We start from the raw sequence: 19,774 nt of genomic DNA on the forward strand, positions 1-19,774 counted from the left end.
GGATGGAATGGTATGACTGACGCCAAAGGATCGAAGACGAACACCTCGCCGCTAGGGTTGTATCCTATCCGGGAAGTGGCCGAGAAGACCGGAGTCAATCCCATTACCCTGCGGGCCTGGGAGCGGCGCTATGGTCTGGTGAAGCCTCATCGGACGCCCAAGGGGCATCGTCTTTATTCTGAGCAGGATATACAGTTGATTCAGCGGGTTGTGAGACTGCTGGAGACCGGTATTCCCGTTAGCCGGGTGAGGGCGGCTCTGGAACAACCCCAGACCACCGAGGTGCCGCCGTTGACCGGGCAAGACTGGGAGCGGCACGCCGAGGCGTTGGTCAAGGCTTCATTGGCGTTCAGTCCCGGCGCGTTGGATGCCGCCTACCGGGAAGCCTGCAATCTGTACCCCAGTGTTTTGCTGGTACGCCAGGTGCTGCGTCCGGCGCTCGAACGTCTCAGGCGCCTGGAGGGGCGCGAGCCTCAGGCGATCCATGGGACGTCCATGCTGCGTAGGTATTTGACGGTTCAATTGGGCCACCATCTATGGCAACAAACCCTGCGTAATGAAGGTCCCACTATCCTATTCGGTTGCTTGCCCGGGGACGATAACGACTTGAATTCGGCATTTTTGGGGCTTCTATTGGTGGAACGGAATTATCGTTTGATATGGGTCCCGGATACGACCCCTTTATTATATTTAGGTGAGAGCGCGGAAATCTGTGGCGCGGCGGCGGTGCTGCTATATGCGAACTCGACCCCTTCCCGGCGTTTATTGACTCAGGAGCTGCCCATCCTGGCGCGAAATATCTCCGTGCCGGTCATGGTCGCCGGCGAAGCTTCGGCTCGTCACGCCACTGATTTCCGCAAGGCAGGGGTAGAACCGTTGCCTTTGGACAAAGATGCATTGCTATCGCAGCTTCGCGATTGCCTGGTCCGGTCCAATCAACAAGGAACGAAGCGTGATGAATGAACACCGACTTGTTGAAGCGCTTGGCGATGGTCACCCGACGCCGGTGATTTTGACCAGCGCCTGTCTGTTGGGCCAGCAAGTCCGTTATGACGGAGGACACAAGCGGAATCGTTATCTGGAAACCCTGGCCGCCTATATGGAGCTGCGGCCGATCTGTCCCGAGGTGGCCATCGGCCTGGGAGTGCCCCGCCCGCCCATTCATCTGGTCCAACACGATAGTCGGGTGCGTCTCCTCGAGGTTCGTGACCACAGCCGCGATTTTACCGATAAAATGACTGACTTCGCCCGAGCTCAGCTGAACGAGCACGATTCGGTGGACGGTTTCATCGCCAAGAAGGATTCACCCTCTTGCGGGATGGCCAGGGTTCGGGTGCACGACGGCGAAAGACAATTGATCCACAAGCGGGGTGTCGGTATGTTTACCGGTGTGTGGCAAGCGCTGCGCCCCGAGCTTCCAGTGGAAGAGGAAGGGCGCCTGAACGATTTGATTCTACGGGAGAATTTCCTGCAACGGGTCTTTGTTCACTGTCGCTGGCGCAAGCTCCGCGAGGAAGGTCTGACTCCCGCTCGCTTGATTGAATTTCACACCCGGCATAAATACATGGTGATGGCCCACAATATCAGTGCGTATCAACGACTCGGCCGGCTGCTTTCCCAGGCGGGAAAGCGGCCTTTTGAAGCGCTGGCGAAGGAGTATTTCCTCCAGTTGATGGCCGCTCTCCAGCGTCGTGCCCGGCGCCCCAATCACGTCAACGCCCTTCAACATCTTTCCGGTTATCTGCGTAAGTATTTGAGCTCCCAGGATCGGCAGGAGTTGGCCCGGGCAATCGAGGATTATCGCCGCGGCGAAGTCCCCCTGATCGTTCCTTTCACCTTGCTGCGCCATCATCAAAGCCATATTCGCGACCTTTATCTGGCCTGGCAATATTACTTGGAACCCTATCCGCCGGCATTGGGGCTGCGCAACGGGATATGAAAGGCATTTGTGCTAAGATCCTAGTTAGCTCTATGCCCGGAAGCGGTATGGATTATCCCCTATAACCATCGAGGTGCTTCTATGAGCGGCGTGAATCTGCAAGATCAAAATCTGTTTCGTCAGCAGTGTTATATCGGCGGCCAATGGGTGGATGCGGATGGCGGTGCCACGCTGGAGGTCGTCAATCCATCCGATCAACAGATATTGGGCACCGTCCCCGACATGGCCGAAGCGGAAACCCGAGGGGCGATTGCCGCCGCTCGAGAGGGATTTGAGGTCTGGCGGAAGAAGACCGCCGCCGAGCGCGGCGAGATTCTGTATCGCTGGTATGAGCTGATGATGGCGCTCCAGGACGACCTGGGGCGCCTGATGACCTTGGAGCAAGGCAAGCCGCTGCCCGAAGCCAAGGGCGAGATCGCCTATGCCGCCGGGTTCCTCAAATGGTTCGCCGAGGAGAGCCGGCGGGCCTACGGCGATACCATTCCGGCGGCCAAGCCGGGCCAGCATATCGTGGTGATTAAGCAGCCGGTGGGGGTGTCGGTGGCGATCACCCCCTGGAACTTTCCTTCCGCCATGATCACCCGCAAGGCCGGTGCGGCACTGGCCGCGGGTTGTTCCATGGTGGTCAAGCCGGCCGCCGAAACGCCGTTTTCCGCGCTCGCCTTGGCCGAGCTGGGCGAGCGCGCCGGTTTGCCGAACGGCGTGCTGAATGTGATCACCGGCGATGCGGTCAGGATCGGTCAAACCCTCACCTCCAGCGCCACGGTGCGCAAACTCAGTTTTACCGGTTCCACCGAGGTGGGGCGCAAGTTGATGGCCCAGTGCGCCGAGCATATTCAGAAGATCTCCTTGGAGCTGGGCGGCAACGCACCCTTCCTGGTTTTCGACGATGCGGATCTGGATAAAGCCGTGGAGGGGGCCATGGCTTCCAAATTCCGCAATACCGGCCAGACTTGCGTTTGCGCCAATCGTTTCTTGGTTCAGGAAGGCGTCCACGATGCGTTCGTGGAGAAACTGAAAACCGCGATGGAAACCTTGCGAGTCGGCAACGGCCTGGAGGAGGGCGTCAATCAATCCGCGCTGATCAATCAAGCGGCGGTGGACAAGGTCGATGAGCATCTCCGGGATGCGGTCGGCAAGGGCGCGCGGCTGATCCTCGGCGGCGAGGCCCATCCCCTGGGCGGCACCTATGTGCAACCCGCCCTGCTGACCGGGGTGACCCCGGACATGCAGTTGTGCCATGAAGAAACCTTCGGGCCGGTGGCCGCGGTGATGAAATTCCAAACCGAGGAAGAAGCGATTCGCCTGGCCAACGATACGCCCTACGGGCTGGCCTCCTATTTCTACAGCCGCGATATCCATCGGGTGTGGCGCGTCGCGGAGGCCCTGGAAGCGGGTATCGTGGGGATCAACGAAGGGCTGATTTCCAACCCGGTGGCGCCGTTCGGCGGCGTGAAGGAGTCGGGTATCGGTCGGGAAGGGTCCAAATACGGCATGGAGGAGTACCTGGAAGTGAAATATTTGTGCATGGGAGGCGAATGAAAATAGGATCTTGCGTTGCCGGGTGGTAGGCGTCATCCTAAATCCACGATGTGGGTCCCGCCGCAGAGGATCGGGTTTGAAAACAAGCGCTAAAGGAGTCTTTATGAGTCATTTGTCCCCGCTGCTGGCCCAATCCAGCTCCGTGCTCGTGGAACGTGGCGAAGGTGCGTATTTGTATGACGCGGCCGGAACGAAGTACCTGGATTTCACGTCCGGCATCGGCGTGACCGCCACGGGGCATTGCCATCCGACGGTGGTCGCCGCCGCGCAAAAACAAGTCGCCACCCTGGTCCATGCCCAGTACACCACGGTCAAGCATCCGCGGATGCTGGAACTGACCGACCGTTTGTATGAGCGTCTGCCCGCGGAACTGGACGCCATCGCTTTCTGGAACTCGGGTTCCGAGGCGGTGGAGTCGGCGGTCCGGTTGGCGCGACAAGCCACGGGAAGAGCCAACATCATCGCCTTTCAAGGGGGATTCCACGGACGCACCATGGGCGCGGCGTCCTTGACCACCTCCACCCCCAAGGTGCGCACCGGTTTCCATCCCATGATGGCCGGAGTGGTGTACGCGCCGTTTCCCCATACCTATCGTTACGGCTGGAGCGAAGAAGAGACCACCCGTTTTTGCCTGCAGGAACTGGATCATTTGTTCGTTACCCAATCCGCGCCTTCCGACACCGCCGCCATCATCGTGGAACCGGTTCAGGGAGAGTACGGCTATTACCCCGCCACCGAGGGTTTCATGCAGGGCCTGCGCGAGCGTTGCGATCGGCACGGCATCGTGCTGATCTGCGACGAAATCCAGGCCGGATATGGGCGCACCGGCCAATTCTGGAGCCATGAACATTTCGATGTCCGGCCGGATATCCTGATTACCGCCAAAGGCTTGGCCAGCGGGTACCCCTTGTCGGCGATTGCCGCATCCGCCGACTTGATGAAGCAAGGTTTTCCCGGTTCTCAGGGCGGCACCTACGGGGCCAACGCGGTGGCCTGCGCCGCCGCGTTGGCGACCTTGGATGTGTTCGAGCAAGAAAACCTGCTCGCCAATGTACGCGAGAACGGCGCCTACCTTCGCCAGCAGTTGGAACGATTGCAGTCAGCCTATCGCTTCATCGACGAGATCCGGGGCATGGGTTTGATGCTGGGCATGGAGATCGTCGACGACAAGAAACAACCCTCGGGCGAACGGGCGGCCCAGTTGCTCAAGGAAAGCGAGGCGGCCGGCCTGTTGATGCTGCGTTGCGGAACCCACGGCCAGGTGGTCCGGTGGCTGCCGCCCTTGATCGTGACCCGGGAGCAGATCGACGAGGCGGTCGGCTTGTTCGAGCAAGCATTGCAAACGATTTGATTCCCATGTCCAAGCAAACCCAAATCGTGGTGCTGACCGCGCCCGACGAGCCCGACTTGCCCGGCCTGGAGGCACTGGGAGGCCAAGCGCGAGTGCGCTATGCGCGCGATGAATCGGTGTTGCGCGAGACCTTGCCGGCGGCGGACATTCTCGTGGTGACCGATTTTCGCACCGATTGGCTGCGAGAAGTTTGGCCCCGTGAGCATCATATCTCCTGGGTGCACGCCACCAGCGCGGGGGTCGATGCGTTGATGTTTCCCGAGTTGACCGAAAGCGACATCATTCTCACCAATGCGCGCGGCATATTCGACCGGGGGATCGCCGAATACGTGTTGGGCGCGGTACTGTTGTTCGCCAAGGACACCTTGGGCAATTTGGATTATCAGCGCCAGCATCGCTGGCGGCATCGGGAAACCGAATTGATCCATAAACAGACCGCCTTGGTCGTCGGTGCCGGTTCCATCGGCCGCGAAGTGGCCGCTTTGCTGCGGGCGGTGGGTATGCGGGTGATCGGAACGGCCCGCCATGCCCGCGAGGACGAAAGATTCGATGCAGTGTACGGCGAGGATGCCTTGGACGAATTGCTTCCCAGCGCCGATTACGTGGTGATTACCGCGCCGTTGACGCCCCGGACCGAAGGTCTGTTCGACCGTTCCGCCTTCGAGCGAATGCAATCCGGTGCGCGCCTGATCAATGTGGGCCGCGGCCCGATTGTGAAACTCGATGCCTTGATCGAGGCGTTGAGAAACGGGCAAATCGACGGGGCGGCGCTGGACGTATTCGAGCAGGAACCGTTGCCGGCGGACAGCCCCTTGTGGGATATGCCCAACGTGATGATTTCGGCGCACATGGCCGGTGATTTCATCGGCTGGCGCCGAGCTTTGGGCGAGCAGTTCGTGGAGAATTTCCGCCGCTGGGTCGCCGGATCCCCTATGCTGAATGTGGTGGAGAAAAAGCGCGGCTATATCAGCGCCAAGTAGGATGGGCTTTTGCTCGATCGCCTCAATGGCAACCATTTTTTATGCATCGTCGGGAAACATGTGGCGTGAAATAAAGGAGTGGGGATATGAGTAAAGATGTGTTGCGGATGACCGCGGTTGAATTGCTGGAAGCTTATCGGAAGGGCAGCCTTTCGCCGGTGGAAGCGACCCGGGCCATGCTGGATCAGATCGAGCGGCTGGATCCACACGTGAATGCCTGGTGTCTGGTGGATTCGGAAACCACCTTGCGTTATGCGCGTGAATCCGAGGAGCGTTACCAGCAAGGCGAACCCAAGGGCTGGCTCGACGGGGTGCCGGTGGCGGTCAAGGATGTATTCCTGACGCCCATGTGGCCCACCGTCAAGGGTTCCAAGGTGATCGAGCCGAACAGTACGCTGGGCAAGGAGTCGCCCGCGGTGGCGGCTTTGAAACGCAACGGCTACGTCCCGCTGGGAAAGACCACCACGCCCGAATTCGGCTGGAAGGGCGTGACCGACAGCCCCATACACGGCGTGACCCGCAATCCCTGGAATCCGGAAAAGACCTCCGGTGGTTCCAGCGGCGGTTCCGGCGCCGCGGTGGCCCTGGGAATGGGACCCTTGGCGCTGGGTACCGACGCCGGCGGGTCGATTCGAATCCCGGCCGCCTTTTGCGGCATCGTGGGTTTGAAACCCACTTTCGGCGAGGTGCCCCATTGGCCGGCCAGCCCCTTCGGGACGCTCGCCCACGCGGGACCGATGACCTGGACCGTCCAGGATTGCGCCTTGATGATGAACGTCCTGACCGAGCCCGATTTACGCGACAGCCAGGCCGCTCCGCGGCGGGGCGTCAATTATTTGGCCGAATTGGACCGGGGCGTTAAGAGGTGGAAAATCGCCTATACGCCCAACTTGGGCCATGTGAATGTCGATCCGGAAATCGAAGCGGCGTTCAAACAGGCGGTCGCCGTGTTCGAGAGCCTGGGCGCCGAGGTGATGGAGGTGGACCCCAGCTTCAGCGATCCGGTGGGCGCATTCGGTCATTTATTCTACGGCGGGGCGGCCAACGCGATGCGCGATATCGGGACCAAAAAACGCGCCTTGATGGACCCCGAACTGGTCAAGGTGGCCGAAAAGGCGTCCCGGCTCTCCATGCTGGATTATCTGGGGGCGGTCAATATCCGGATGGCGCTCAGCGAGCGCATGGCCGTCTTCCATCGCAAATACGATCTCTTGCTCACGCCGACCTTGCCCATCACCGCGTTCAAGGCCGGCCGGGAAGTGCCCGAAGACTGGTACAGCACCCGTTGGCCCAGTTGGACGCCGTTTACCTATCCCTTCAACATGACCGGGCAGCCCGCCTTGTCCGTCCCTTGCGGATTCAGTACCGACGGATTGCCGATCGGATTGCAGATCGTGGGGCCTCGGTTCAGCGATGAGCGGGTGCTGCGGGCCGGATACGCCTACCAGCAGGCGGCACCCCTGACCGAAAACCGGCCGGAGTTGTTTGATCGGGAGAACGGGGCATGATCACCGACGCCGATTTCTACGAAAGCGAGGATCCCATCTGGAATCCGGCCCTGCACGCCATTCCGGTGCCGGGAATCCGCAAGATGGTGAACCTGGCGGCCGAAATGGACGACGTGATCCATCTGTCCATCGGCCAGCCCGATATGCCCGCGCCGCCGCATGTGGTGGAGGCGACCATCGAGGCCATGCGGGCCGGTCAGACCGGCTACACCATGGACGCGGGATTGCCTGAATTGCTGGAGGCCCTGGCCGAGTATTACGGCGAGCGCTACGGTCGCTCCCTGAGCCCGGATAACATTCTGGTGACCACCGGCGCGACCGAGGCGATCTACCTGGCGCTGACTTCCACATCGGCCCCGGGACGCGAATTCATCGTGCCCGATCCCAGTTTCATGCTGTACGCGCCCTTGATCCGAATGAACGGCGGCGAGGTGAAATACATTCCCACCCGGGCCGAAAACGGCCATCAGCTCGATCCCCAGGAAGTGATCGACGCCATCGACATGAACACCTACGCCATCGTGCTGAATTCGCCCAGCAATCCCACCGGCACCCTCTACCCGCGGGAAACCGTCGAAGCCATCGTCCAGGAAGCCGCCTATCGCAACGTCTACGTGATCAGCGACGAGGTCTACGATCACCTGGTCTACGACGACAAGACCTATCCCAGCGTGCTGTCCTGCTGCAGCGATCTGGACCATGTGATGGTGGTGAGCAGCTTTTCCAAAACCTTCAGCATGGCCGGCATGCGCATCGGCTGGATGATCGCCAGCCAGGGCGCGATCAAAAAACTGCGCCGCTACCACATGTTCACCACCACGGTGGCCAATACCCCCTGCCAGTGGGCCGGGGTGGCCGCGCTGCGCGGCGATCGGAGCTTTGTCGACGAGATGCTGGCCGAATACACCCGCCGCCGCAACCGCCTGGTGACCTTGGTCGACGAGACGCCGTATTTGAAGGGCTATCGGCCGGAAGGCGCCTTTTATATTTTCCCCTCTCTTCCGGAAGGCATCAACGGCACCAATGTGGCGCTGCGCATGCTCAAGGAAACGGGGGTGTGCACCATCGCCGGCGACACCTTCGGCGAATCCTGCAGCAATGCCTTGCGGATCAGCTATTCCACCTCCCTGGAGCAAATCGAGAAAGCCTTCGAGCGGATCATCCCCTGGATGAAAAAACAGGATTTTGAATGAAGGCGTTTGTTTGCGGCGACCTCGGGGGTTCATTGTGACGTGGAGGCTGGAATCCAGCCGATTTTTCGCTTGACCTGCTTTGCGGCTTGTTGTCGCTTCGTACACCATCAAGGTGACTTTATTCCTCCGGTCTCGATGACTTTCCGCGCAAAGGAAGTGATAGGGCAAGGATCGGGTCTATAATAAATTCGATAATTCAAAAAAATAGGAGACACGCATGGCCGAACCGTTTATCGGCGAGATCCGCATGTTTGGATTTGGCTGGACTCCACGGGATTGGGCCCGTTGTGACGGTGCATTGCTGGAGATCCAGCAGAATTCGGCGCTATATGCGCTTCTGGGAAACCGTTACGGCGGCAACGGCACCACCAACTTTGCGCTTCCGGATATGCGCGGTCGCGCTCCCGTACACCCCGGGCAAGACATAGGGGATGCTCAGGCGGGCGGTTATGAATCCGTTCCGCTGACATTGGATCAGATTCCGGCTCACAACCACCCGGTATTGGCGGCTTCCGAAAACGGCACCACCGACGACCCCGGCGGTGCCTTTCCGGCCAACTACGTTGACCGAAACGGCAATGCCCGCGACGCCTTTGCCCCTTCCGCGGCGAACCCCGCGAGCCTGGAGCCGGGCACCGTCAGCACCACCGGCGGAAGCGAGGCCCATCCCAACATGCAGCCTTATATGGGGCTCAATTTCTGCATTGCCTTGAAAGGCCTCTGGCCGAGTCGTTCCTGACGCCGTGCGGCTGCGGCAAGTGTTTCACTTTTTCCAACCCGGAGAATCATCATGGCGGACCCTTTCATCGGTGAGATCAAGTTGTTCGCGGGCAATTTTGCCCCGCGCAACTATGCTTTTTGCGACGGCCAATTGATGGCCATCGCCCAGAATCAGGCCCTTTTTTCGCTGCTCGGCACCACTTTCGGCGGTGACGGCCACACCACCTTCGCGTACCCCGACATGCGCGGCCGCGTCCCCATCCATTACGGCACCGGCGGCGGCCTTTCCACCCGCCGCATGGGGGAGCGCGGCGGTAGCGAAACCGTCCGGCTCACCACGTCGCAGATGCCGGCCCACAGCCATTCCTTCAATGCCGCTCCGGCCTCCGCCTCCTCCAATCAGCCGGCGGGACGGATGTACGCTCAGGCGGATGCTTCGGCCAACGAAATGCTGTACCGCGCCGAAGAACCCGACGCGACCCTGCACGACGACGTGATGCAGCCCGTGGGCGGAAATCAGGGCCATGACAATATGATGCCGAGTCTGGGCATCAACTTCATTCTGTCGCTTTACGGCACTTATCCGCAGCGCAGCTAACCGGCGACGCCGAATCCGCAACCAAACCAGGAGAACACCCCATGGCTGATCTCTATATCGGCGAGGTCCGGATGTTCGGGGGAAACTACGCCCCGCGCAATTGGGCCCTATGCAACGGCCAGTTGATGCATATCGACCAGCAGACCATGCTGTTCAGCATTATTTCCAATATGTACGGCGGCGATGGCCGCACCACCTTCGCGGTCCCCAATCTCATGGGCCGCACACCCATGCACCCCGGCCAAGGTCCGGGACTGACGCGGCGCCATCTGGCTCAGCCGCTGGGGAGCGACCGGGTCACCGTGACCGGGGATCAACTGCCTTCCCATCGGCACAACCTCAAGGCGAAGAACGCCACCGCTCAATCGGCCGATCCCGCCAATGACGCCACCCTTGCCAAGCCCATCAAGGACCGGGGCTTACCGCCAACACGGCCCACCCAAGGTTTCAAGCCCGATCCCGCCGCCACCTCCTCCATGTCGCCGCAGGCGACGGGCAATGCCGGATCGAGTCAGGCGCACTACAACCGCCAGCCCTTCCTGGCGGTGAACTTCATTATCTGCGTCGTGGGCGACTATCCCCCGCGGTCGTGATCAAATAGCCCGGCTCCGACGGATCCACTTGGTTAGGAAGGTGTATGAATCAAGAGATAATGCCAAGGCTGCGTCCGGTGCACGAGCCCGACGACTTGCCCCTGCTCGCTGAGATCTATTGCCAGTCGCGGGATTACGAGATGGCGAAAATTCCGCACTGGACCGAGGAAGACAAGCGACGGTTCCTGCTACAGCAGTTCGAGGTGCAGCACAAATATTATAGGGCCTATCTCGACGGCACCCGCTTCCAGGTTGTCGAGGATCGGAACGGCGAGCCCCTGGGGCGGCTCTATTTGCGGCCGCTGGAAGACCAGATCCGGGTGGTGGACATTGCCTTGCTGGCCCATCGGCGCGGCAAGGGCGTGGGCAGTCGGTTGATGAGGGCGATCATGGAGGACGCCGCCGAGGAGGACAAGCCGGTCACCATCCACGTGGAGAGGGAGAACCCCGCGCTGAGTTTCTATCGCCGGCTCGGATTCCGGAAAATCGCCGAAGAAGGTGTTTATTACTTGATGGAGTGGCGGCCTCGGAAATAGCTTCCCGACTCGGGACGGTTAAAGGCGGGAAAGCGCCCCGACCGACGCCGCCCGCGTCAATCGGAGGCGTGCCGGGTCGGCTTCAGGTGAAAATGACCTCGTAGTCGATGTGCTCGTCGGTGCCCTGAACCGGCACCATGAAAAGTGACATATGGCCCATTTCAGGATGCTCCACGGCGAAGGTTCCCTGGCCCGATTCGGCCTCCCGCGGCCCGCGGAAAATCATCGTGAAAGGCGCCCGCTCGGCGAGTCCCAAGGCCTTGGCGACTTCCGCATTGCTCACTTTGCGCGGCAATTCGGTCACCTCCACCAGGGTGAAGTCCACCGCTTCGTCCTCCAGGGTGATCCGGAAGGATTGATTCAGGTGCTTTTCGAAATCGTCCTTGGTCAGACGGCCCAGGAGCGGCTTGCCCTCATCCTCCGGGGAGACGGCCACCGGGGGTTCCGCAGGGGGCTCCACCTTTGCGGGGGGATTGTCGGGATCGAACGGGGTATCGGACATGGGGGGGTCTCCTACGATTGAAATATTGCGGCTCTTCGACAAGCCCGGGAAGATCCGGAAGGGCCATCCCGTGGAACCCTGCGGCAATCGAGCCGAGCTTTGGGCATCCACGAAGGCGGTCGCAGTCACCACCAGCAAGGTTAGTTCCGGATTGACAGAGCGTCAAGGAAGCGCTGGGGGCCATCGGCGGAACCGGATTTCCGCCCACCGGCGGCGGGTGGGTCCTGCGAGTTTGTGGGCTGTACTAAAATTGGCTATCTTTCTAGGGAGCGCCGTGGGGATTGCACGCTTGTTCCAACCGCGAATCGACAGGGGAGGAGATTCGATTTCATGACCAAACAATTCCATTTCATCTCCGGGTTGCCGCGTTCGGGATCCACGCTGCTGGCGGCCCTGTTGCGTCAGAATCCGCGCTTTCACGCGTCCATGTCCAGCCCGCTGGGCGCCCTCGTGTCCGCCAACTTGCAACTGATGAGTCCCGGCACGGAGGTGTCCCTCTTGATGGAGGAGGTCCACAAACCGCGCCTCCTGAAAGGGTTGTTCGACGCATACTACGGCGACAATGACGCCCGGGTGATTTTCGACACCAACCGTCAGTGGTGCGCCAAGCTGCCCCTGCTCGCCGAGCTGTTTCCCGAAGCCAAGATCATCGCCTGCGTGCGCGACGTTTCCTGGATCATGGACAGCCTGGAGCGCCTCATCCGCCGGCATCCCTTTCAAAATTCCCGCCTGTTCGGCTCCGACGCCGACCGCGCCACGGTCTATTCCCGGGTGGAAGCCTTGGCGCGCCACGACCGCTTGGTGGGATTCCCTTGGGCGGCGCTCAAGGAAGCCTTCTACGGCGAGCAGGCGGAATCCCTGTTGATTGTCGACTACGATTTGCTGGCCCGGGCGCCGGGCAAGGTATTGCCGTTGATCTACGACTTCATCGATGAACCCTGTTACGACGGTCATGACTTCGACCACGTGGAATTCGACGCGCCCGACTTCGACGAAGCCCTGGGCCTTTCGGGACTGCACCGGGTCCGGCCCAAGGTGGCCTTTCAGCCCCGCCGCACCATTCTGCCGCCGGATCTGTTCAAGAAATTCCAAGGGATGGACTTCTGGCGCGATCTCACCGCCAGCAAGGCCAACGTGATCACGGCGCAAAGGACGGATGAATAGCATCATATAGCTGTTGCAAGTTAGAGAAAACCTGTAAACGAGTCGACCGTTTCACCGGATCGAGTGTCCGGTCACCCCCTTGAGCAAGAATGGAGAACCAGGCATGGGTACCTTCGATCGCTTCACGCACAAAAAGACCATCGATTCCACCCGGGAGACGGACCCCCCGTCCCATGAAGCCTTGCCTGGCGATCGCGCCGAGGTCGCCGTGGTCGACACCTCCGTGGACGATTACCAGGTGTTGGCCGATGCCGCCGCAGAGGCGGGCATGGAGGTCATCCTGCTCTCCGGCGAGGGCGACGGGGTCGAAGAGCTCGCCGCCGCCCTGGAAGGACGCGAGGCGATCGACGGGCTGCACATTCTCTCCCACGGCGATACCGGCGAAGTGCATCTGGGGGACGGCGTGCTGTCCTCGGCGACCCTGGACGAGTATGGCGAGGCGCTGGAAACCATTTCGGGGTCGTTGTCGGATGAAGGGGATTTGTTGTTGTATGGCTGCCGAGTAGGTGAGGGCAAGACCGGGATGGCGTTCGTCGAGGAGCTGGCGGTGGCGACCGGGGCGGATGTGGCGGCGTCGAACGACGCCACCGGGAACTTCGCCGCCGGCGGCGACTGGGTGCTCGAGGTGAGCCGAGGTGTGAGCGATGACGTGCCGTTATCGTCTGATGGCCTAGCCAAATTCCAAAGTCTTCTCGCTTATACCGGAAATATCAGCTTCGATAGCGTTAACGATGCTGGCGCCTATAGTAGCAACCCTGCTGACGATGCCAAGTTCAACGTCGGAAGCTATCTGCTCGTCGTTGATGGACAGAGCGCAGGTACAGGGGCATATTCCTACTCAGGAAACAGCTATGTCACAATTGGACATTCCGGCGCTTATGAGTCGCAGGTGACCCTGTATTTTTCGACCGGCGAAACCTTCGACGCGAACAGTATCTATATATACAACTGGTCCGGTCCCACCCATTTTGACACTTTTACGATCTCCTCCGATAATGGCGATAGCACAACAAGCAGCTCTCTTGCCAATAGCGGGGAAAACGTTGCCCTCGGGTGGAGCGGCGTTTCGAAAATATACATTACGGCAGGCGACGGCGGTATTTTTGGAAAGCTCGATGATTTTGACATCTCCAATCTTAGCCCTGCCGCTTCGAATACCCCACCCTTATTTGCCACCGCCAACAACGGCACCATCGCCGAGACCGCGAGCAACGGCGCTACCGTTCTGACCGACGCCGACATCGAGGCCAACGACGGCGACGGCGGCGCCAACGATGCCAACATCACCTACGCCATCACCGCCGGCAACCCCGACGGTGACGGCGATACCAACAAGGCTTTCGCCATCGACAGCGCCTCGGGGACGGTCACCGTCAACGATGCCGACGACCTGGACTACGAGACCCACGGTACCTCCTACACCTTGACCATCCAGGCGGACGACGGCGAATCGTCCAACAACACCACCACCACCGACGTCACCGTCACCGTCTCCGACATCGCCCCCGCCATTACCTCCGGCCAATCCTTCGGCGTCAACGAAAGCGACGGCGACGGTACCTCCGTCGGCACCGTCGCCGCCACCGGCGACGACGATTCAATCACCTTCTCCATCCAGTCCGGCAACACCGGCAGCGCTTTCGCCATCGATTCGTCCACCGGCGAGATCATCGTCAACGACACCACTCAGTTGGATCGAACCAACAATGCCGCCAGTTACACCCTAAGCATCCGGGCGACGGACGGCACCACCAATGCCGACCAGAATGTCACTGTCAATGTCACCGACGACGTGGCACCGACGGTAACCGATGGCAACATTTCCCTCTCCGGCGCCTCGGGGACCGGCGGCATTTTCAAAGTGGGGGACACCGTCACCGCTACATGGAACGACACCGCGGGCGGTGACAATAACAGCGATACCATCTCAAGCGCGACCGTCGACTTTTCCGCTTTCGGCGGCGGGTCTGCGGTGGCCGCCAGCAACAGCTCCGACACCTGGACGGCGACCTATACCATCGTCGCCGGAGCCATTGACGGGACCAACCTCAACGTTTCCCTCACCGCCACCGACGATGACGGCAATCCGACCACTACGGCCGACAGTACCAATGCAGCGGTCGACAACGTGGTCCCGACGGTAACCGACGCCAATATTTCCATTTCCGGCGCTTCGGGGACCGGCGGCGCCTTCAAAGTGGGCGACACGGTGACCGCCACTTGGAACGACACCGCGGGCGGCGACAACAATAGCGACACCATTTCGGGCGTGACCGTCGACTTCAGCGCTTTCGGGGGCGGAACGGCGGTGGCCGCGAGCAACAGCGCCGGTACCTGGACGGCGACCTACACGCTTACCGAGGATGGCGGCGGGAGCATTGACGGGACCAATCTGAACCTCGCGGTGACCGCCACCGATAATGCCGGCAACGCGACCACTACGGCCGATACGACCAACGCCACGGTTGATAATGACAGCCCCGGCACCCCAACGGGCACCCTGGCCGTGGACGAGAACAGCGCCAACGGCACGGCGGCGGGAACGGTCACTGGCGGCGGCTCCGACGGCGTCACCTACAGTCTCGCCGATGACGCCGGCGGTCGCTTCGCCATCGACGGTTCGGGCAACGTCACCGTCGCCGACGGCAGTTTGCTCGATCGCGAAGTCAACGCCAGCCACGACATCACCGTGCGCGCTACCGACGATGCTGGCAACACTACCGACGCCGATCTGTCGATCACGATCAACAACGTCAACGAAGCGCCCGTCCTGGCCAATCTCGACGGCGATTCGGTCTCCCACAGTCTCGGCGCCAATGGTGTTTCCTTGGACGCGAACGGGGATGCCGCCGTGTCCGATGTGGACTCTCCGGACTTCGACGGGGGCAACGTCACCGCCTCGATTGTCGCCAATGGCCAGGCCGGCGAGGACGTACTCGCCGTCGGCAACGTCGGCGCGATTTCGGTTACCGGCTCCAACGTGGTTCATTCCGACGGCGGCGGAACCGTCATCGGTACCGTCAGCGGCGGTTCCAGCGGCAACGATCTGGTCGTTTCGCTGAACGCTAACGCCACGTCGGCCAGGGTTCAGGATCTGGCGCGGTCGATCCAGTACGCCAACTCGGATCCCGACAGTGTCAATACCGCTGCACGAACCGTACGCATCACCGTGACCGACGGCGACGGCGGCACCGAGACTTCGGCCCATCAAGACGTCACCGTGAATCTGGTGCGAGCCCCCCTCATCGACTTGGACGGCGACGACTCCAGCGGCGCGGGCAGCGGCGGTTACTCGGGAAGCTTTACCGAGGGCGGGGGCGCGGTCGCGGTGGCCGACAGCGATTCCGCCATCACCGACGACGGCACCTTCAAATCCCTGAGCGTCACCCTGACCAATCGTCCCGACGGCACCGCCGAAAGCCTGGCTTCCGCTTTCGGGAGCGGCAATCAAACGGTGAACGGCGAGGCGGTGACCATCGGTGCCTACGACAGCGGCACCGGCCAGTTGACCGTCACCGTCGACGACGCCTCCGCCGATGCGACGACCATGCAAATGCTGATGGCGTCGATCCGCTACGACAACGGCAGCGACGACCCCGACACAAGCGACCGTTCGATTACCTTCAGCGCCGTCGACAACGACGACAACGCCGGTGCCGATGCCACCGCGACGATCTCGGTCGAGCCGGTCAACGATCGACCCACGCTGACCGCCGCCGGCTCCGACCCCACCTATACCGAAGACGATGCCGCGGTGACCTTGTTTAGTGCCACCAGTATCGACCCGGTAGAGTCCGCCGATAATATCGGAGAGGTCGTTCTCACCGTAACCAACGTCAACGACGGCGCCGACGAAAGGCTTTCGATCGACGGTCAGGAGGTCGTCCTGACCGACGCTACTTCCGGCACCACATCGGCCAACGGTTTCGGATACAGCGTCGCCGTTTCCGGCGTCACCGCCACGGTCACCCTAACCAAAAGCGCCACCGCCGCCGATTGGCAGACGCTGATCGATAATCTCGGCTACCGCAATGCCAGCGACGCCCCCGACACTTCGAATCGCACGGTGACCCTTACTTCTGTCCAGGACACCGGCGGCACCGCCAATGGCGGCGAAGATACCCATGCCGGACTTTCCGTCAGTTCTACGGTAACGGTTGTCTCTGTCAACGATGCACCTACGGCGGCCGATCGCACTGTCATTCTCGACGAAGATAGCAGCTTCACTTTCACTGCGGGAGACTTCAATTTTTCCGATGTCGACAGTGGCAGCCTGACCCAGGTGCAGATCTCCGACCTGCCTTCCGCCGGCAGTTTGGCCCTGGATGGTGTCGCCGTCAGCGCCAACCAGGCGATCGCCAGGAGCGATATCGATGCCGGCAAACTGACTTTCACGCCTGCCCCTGATGCCAACGGTACCGCCTATGCTAATTTCGATTTCAAAGTGCACGATGGCGCTGACTACTCCACCGCGAGCTACACCCAGACCATCGACGTTTCCGCCGTCAACGACGCGCCGGAATTAGACAATAGCGGCAGTCCGAGTTTAACCGCCATCGACGAAGATTCCGCCGCCAACGACGGCACCTTGATTTCGGATCTGCTCGGCACCAGCCTCACCGATGTGGATGCCGGTGCGAGCGAAGGGATTGCGGTTACATCGATGGATGAGGTCAACGGCGCGTGGGAATACTCCACGGATGGCGGCGTGAACTGGATCGCGGTAGGGACGGTCGGCGAAGGCGGTGCGCTGTTGCTGGCAGCCGATGCCGATACTCGTCTGCGTTTTGTCCCCGATGCCGATTGGCAAGGCACGACCACGGTGAGCTACCGGGGTTGGGATACCACTTCCGGTTCGATTGGCACCAAAGTCGATGTCTCCGTGAACGGTGGCAGCACCGCTTTCTCGAGTGCAAGCGAGACCGCCGCTCTTACAGTTAATACCGTCAACGATGTGCCGACGATTGCAGGCGTGCCCGGCACCGCGCAATCCGTCATCGTCGGTCAAGCGGCCTCCTTAGCCGATTTCACCGTAGCCGACGTGGATGGCGACGATTTAACGGTGACGCTGACCGCCTCCAATGGAACGATCCGCCAAGTAACCGATTCGAACCCGGATGCCGACGGCATACAATTGACCGGCGCGGTGGATACGATTAATGCCGCCTTGGCCGATGCGACGTTTACCGCCGCCGGCGCCGGTGATGCCGGCATCGATATCTCCGTAACCGACGGCATAGTAGGCACACCGGTCACCGCCACTTACCTTCTGGAAGCCAGCAATCCCCCTTTGCCCTCTCCGTCCCCCGATCCAGAGCCCGAGCCAGAGCCGGGTAACACTTTCGACGGTGTCTCTATCGACAGCCAAACCCGATCCGACGGCACCCAAATCCTCACCGTGCCTATCGTGGAGGACGATCGCCAAGACGACCCCGACACGCCGCTGTCGACCCATGCCGATATTCCGGTAGCCACGGACGATCAAGGCCGCGACCTGTTGACGGTCAGTATTCCCACCGGCGTGGGGCTCAACGTGGAAGGACGGACGATGCCGCTTGTCGGACAAAGCGCGACGGACGAGTTAATCCGACGGATCGAAACTATGACGGAGTCCGGCAGTCCCGAACGGCAATCCTTGACGCAAGAGGGACAAGCCTTCCTCAATGGCCTGCCATCGGAAGACTCCCTGGTCGTGAAAACGGTCTTGCCCACCGTCGCCGGCGGCAACGCGCCGGGTGCGCCGATCATCGTCACCGGCAATCAAGCCGAAGAAGGCACCCGTACGGCGCTGGTGATCGACGTGCGCGATCTTCCTTCCGGCACCGTCCTGCAAATCGACAATGTGGACTTCGTCACCCTCATCGGTTCCACCCATGCCGTGGGGGGGCAGGGCAGAAACGTTGCAGTGGGCGACGATAGCAGCCAATTTATCGTGTTGGGGGAAGACGACGACCGCTTGCACGGCAATGGCGGCGACGACACCGTCGGTAGCCTCGGCGGCGACGATCAAACCTTCGGCGGCGGCGGAGCCGATATCGTCTACGGCGGCGCCGACCAGGATATTTTGAGCGGCGGCAGCGGCCGCGACCGGCTCAATGGAGGATTCGGCTTCGACGTGGCGCTTCAGTCAGGCGAATTGGCCGATTACATAATGAACGTGAACGGTCCCGGGGTGACCCTGACTCATCCGCCCAGCGGAGAGGTCGACACGTTCATCGATGTGGAGCGCATTCAATTCGATACCGGTGAGAGTTTGGCCATCGCCCATAGCCGACGGGAAGCGGTCGCCCAGCATTTGGTCACCACCTGGTTGGACCGCGACTTGACCCGGGAAGAAGCGGCGGCGGTGCAGAATTGGGGCGATGCCAGCCCGCAAGACCTCGTCGACGCTTTTCAGCGGCTTTTGGCGCCGGTCGAACTGCAGGACAAGAGCGCCGACGAACTGCTGGCCGGTCTCGACGACAACCCGTCGATCCTGTCCCTGGATGTCGACCGCGACTTTGTCGGCGGCGAGGGCAACGATCAGGGCTATCTGCCGATGGGGCTGGCGTTGAATGCCGATGGCGGCACGGGCCATGACGTCCTGCAGCTTAGCGGGGGGAGAGAAGGGGTTCATCTGGAAGCCAAAGGCGGCAGTCTCGAGCTGACCCGCTACCAAGACGGCGCCATGCTTTCCTTGACCAATGCCGAAATGATCGCCTTCGACGACGGCGACACCGTCGTGTTGGCCCACGATCCCACCGAAGCCGCCTTGGGCCGTCTGGTGCATACCTTTTTCGACCGCAGCGCCACCGCGGACGAATGGCAAATGGGCCGGGAAGCCTTGCAAAACCCGGGCATCACCGATGAGCAGATCCTCAATTGGTTCCAAAACCAGACCGATTTTGCGTCTTTGAACGACGGCGAATACATCCAAACCCTCTATCAAAACACCGTGGGTCGGGACGCGTCGGTTGAGGAGGTACACAATTATCAGGCGCAATTGGAGGCCGGTGCATTGGACCGGAACGGCTTGGCGGTGGACCTGGCTCAAAGCGACGAGGCCCTTGCCACCATCGGCAGCGTGATGGAATTCGACGGTTGGGTGTGAGACCCTTGACGGTTTGATTAACCGGCTTTCCGGTTCCGCCTGGGCGCGCTGGAAAGAT

The 19,774-nt window shown here is 61.1% G+C and carries 14 protein-coding genes; 13 read left to right on the forward strand and 1 reads right to left on the reverse strand.

The annotated features are described in order from the left end of the window. Positions 1-12 precede the first annotated feature (12 nt). The 11 genes from H035_RS0106580 (at position 13) to H035_RS0106630 (ending at position 10,960) form a co-directional block, all read left to right on the forward strand. Positions 13-963, forward strand: coding sequence for a MerR family transcriptional regulator (locus H035_RS0106580; protein ID WP_022948196.1), 951 nt, complete (start codon positions 13-15; stop codon positions 961-963). Further along, on the forward strand, positions 956-1,939 hold the full coding sequence (locus tag H035_RS0106585; RefSeq protein WP_022948197.1) for a YbgA family protein: 984 nt from the start codon (positions 956-958) through the stop codon (positions 1,937-1,939). Before H035_RS0106580 ends, H035_RS0106585 begins: the two co-directional genes overlap by 8 nt. An 81-nt stretch (positions 1,940-2,020) precedes the next feature. Continuing rightward, entirely contained in the window at positions 2,021-3,481 is a 1,461-nt protein-coding gene (locus tag H035_RS0106590) for an NAD-dependent succinate-semialdehyde dehydrogenase (protein WP_022948198.1), read from the forward strand. 103 nt (positions 3,482-3,584) lie between these two features. Beyond that, entirely contained in the window at positions 3,585-4,832 is a 1,248-nt protein-coding gene (locus tag H035_RS0106595) for an aspartate aminotransferase family protein (protein WP_022948199.1), read from the forward strand. A 5-nt stretch (positions 4,833-4,837) separates the two neighbouring features. Then, complete coding sequence (locus H035_RS0106600) at positions 4,838-5,812, forward strand: D-2-hydroxyacid dehydrogenase (RefSeq protein WP_022948200.1); 975 nt, start codon at positions 4,838-4,840, stop codon at positions 5,810-5,812. A gap of 86 nt (positions 5,813-5,898) precedes the next feature. After that, the gene (locus H035_RS0106605; protein ID WP_022948201.1) at positions 5,899-7,320 is read left to right on the forward strand and encodes an amidase; all 1,422 of its coding nucleotides are present in this window, start codon (positions 5,899-5,901) and stop codon (positions 7,318-7,320) included. Continuing rightward, positions 7,317-8,513, forward strand: a complete 1,197-nt coding sequence (locus H035_RS0106610; protein WP_022948202.1) for a pyridoxal phosphate-dependent aminotransferase — start codon at positions 7,317-7,319, stop codon at positions 8,511-8,513. The genes H035_RS0106605 and H035_RS0106610 overlap by 4 nt, the downstream gene beginning before the upstream one ends. A gap of 217 nt (positions 8,514-8,730) precedes the next feature. Next, a complete protein-coding gene (locus tag H035_RS0106615) occupies positions 8,731-9,252 on the forward strand; it encodes a phage tail protein (RefSeq protein WP_022948203.1) in 522 nt (173 codons plus the stop codon). Positions 9,253-9,303: 51 nt separating this feature from the next. Continuing rightward, entirely contained in the window at positions 9,304-9,831 is a 528-nt protein-coding gene (locus tag H035_RS0106620; protein WP_022948204.1) for a phage tail protein, read from the forward strand. 41 nt (positions 9,832-9,872) lie between these two features. Further along, entirely contained in the window at positions 9,873-10,424 is a 552-nt protein-coding gene (locus H035_RS0106625) for a phage tail protein (protein WP_022948205.1), read from the forward strand. A gap of 44 nt (positions 10,425-10,468) precedes the next feature. After that, positions 10,469-10,960, forward strand: coding sequence for a GNAT family N-acetyltransferase (locus H035_RS0106630; protein WP_022948206.1), 492 nt, complete (start codon positions 10,469-10,471; stop codon positions 10,958-10,960). A gap of 82 nt (positions 10,961-11,042) precedes the next feature. On the opposite strand, the gene H035_RS0106635 is transcribed toward H035_RS0106630, so the two are convergent. Further along, entirely contained in the window at positions 11,043-11,462 is a 420-nt protein-coding gene (locus H035_RS0106635) for a DUF6916 family protein (RefSeq protein ID WP_022948207.1), read from the reverse strand. A gap of 330 nt (positions 11,463-11,792) precedes the next feature. Between H035_RS0106635 and H035_RS0106640 the strand changes: the two genes are divergently transcribed. Together H035_RS0106640 and H035_RS0106645 are read left to right on the forward strand one after the other, a co-directional pair. Further along, positions 11,793-12,626 carry a sulfotransferase family protein gene (locus H035_RS0106640; protein WP_022948208.1) on the forward strand — a complete coding sequence of 278 codons (834 nt, stop codon included), beginning with the start codon at positions 11,793-11,795 and terminating at the stop codon, positions 12,624-12,626. Between the two features lie 103 nt (positions 12,627-12,729). Beyond that, positions 12,730-19,716, forward strand: a complete 6,987-nt coding sequence (locus H035_RS0106645) for a DUF4347 domain-containing protein (protein WP_022948209.1) — start codon at positions 12,730-12,732, stop codon at positions 19,714-19,716. The last annotated feature ends 58 nt before the right edge of the window (positions 19,717-19,774 follow it).

Source organism: Methylohalobius crimeensis 10Ki, assembly GCF_000421465.1.
Lineage (GTDB): Bacteria > Pseudomonadota > Gammaproteobacteria > Methylococcales > Methylothermaceae > Methylohalobius > Methylohalobius crimeensis.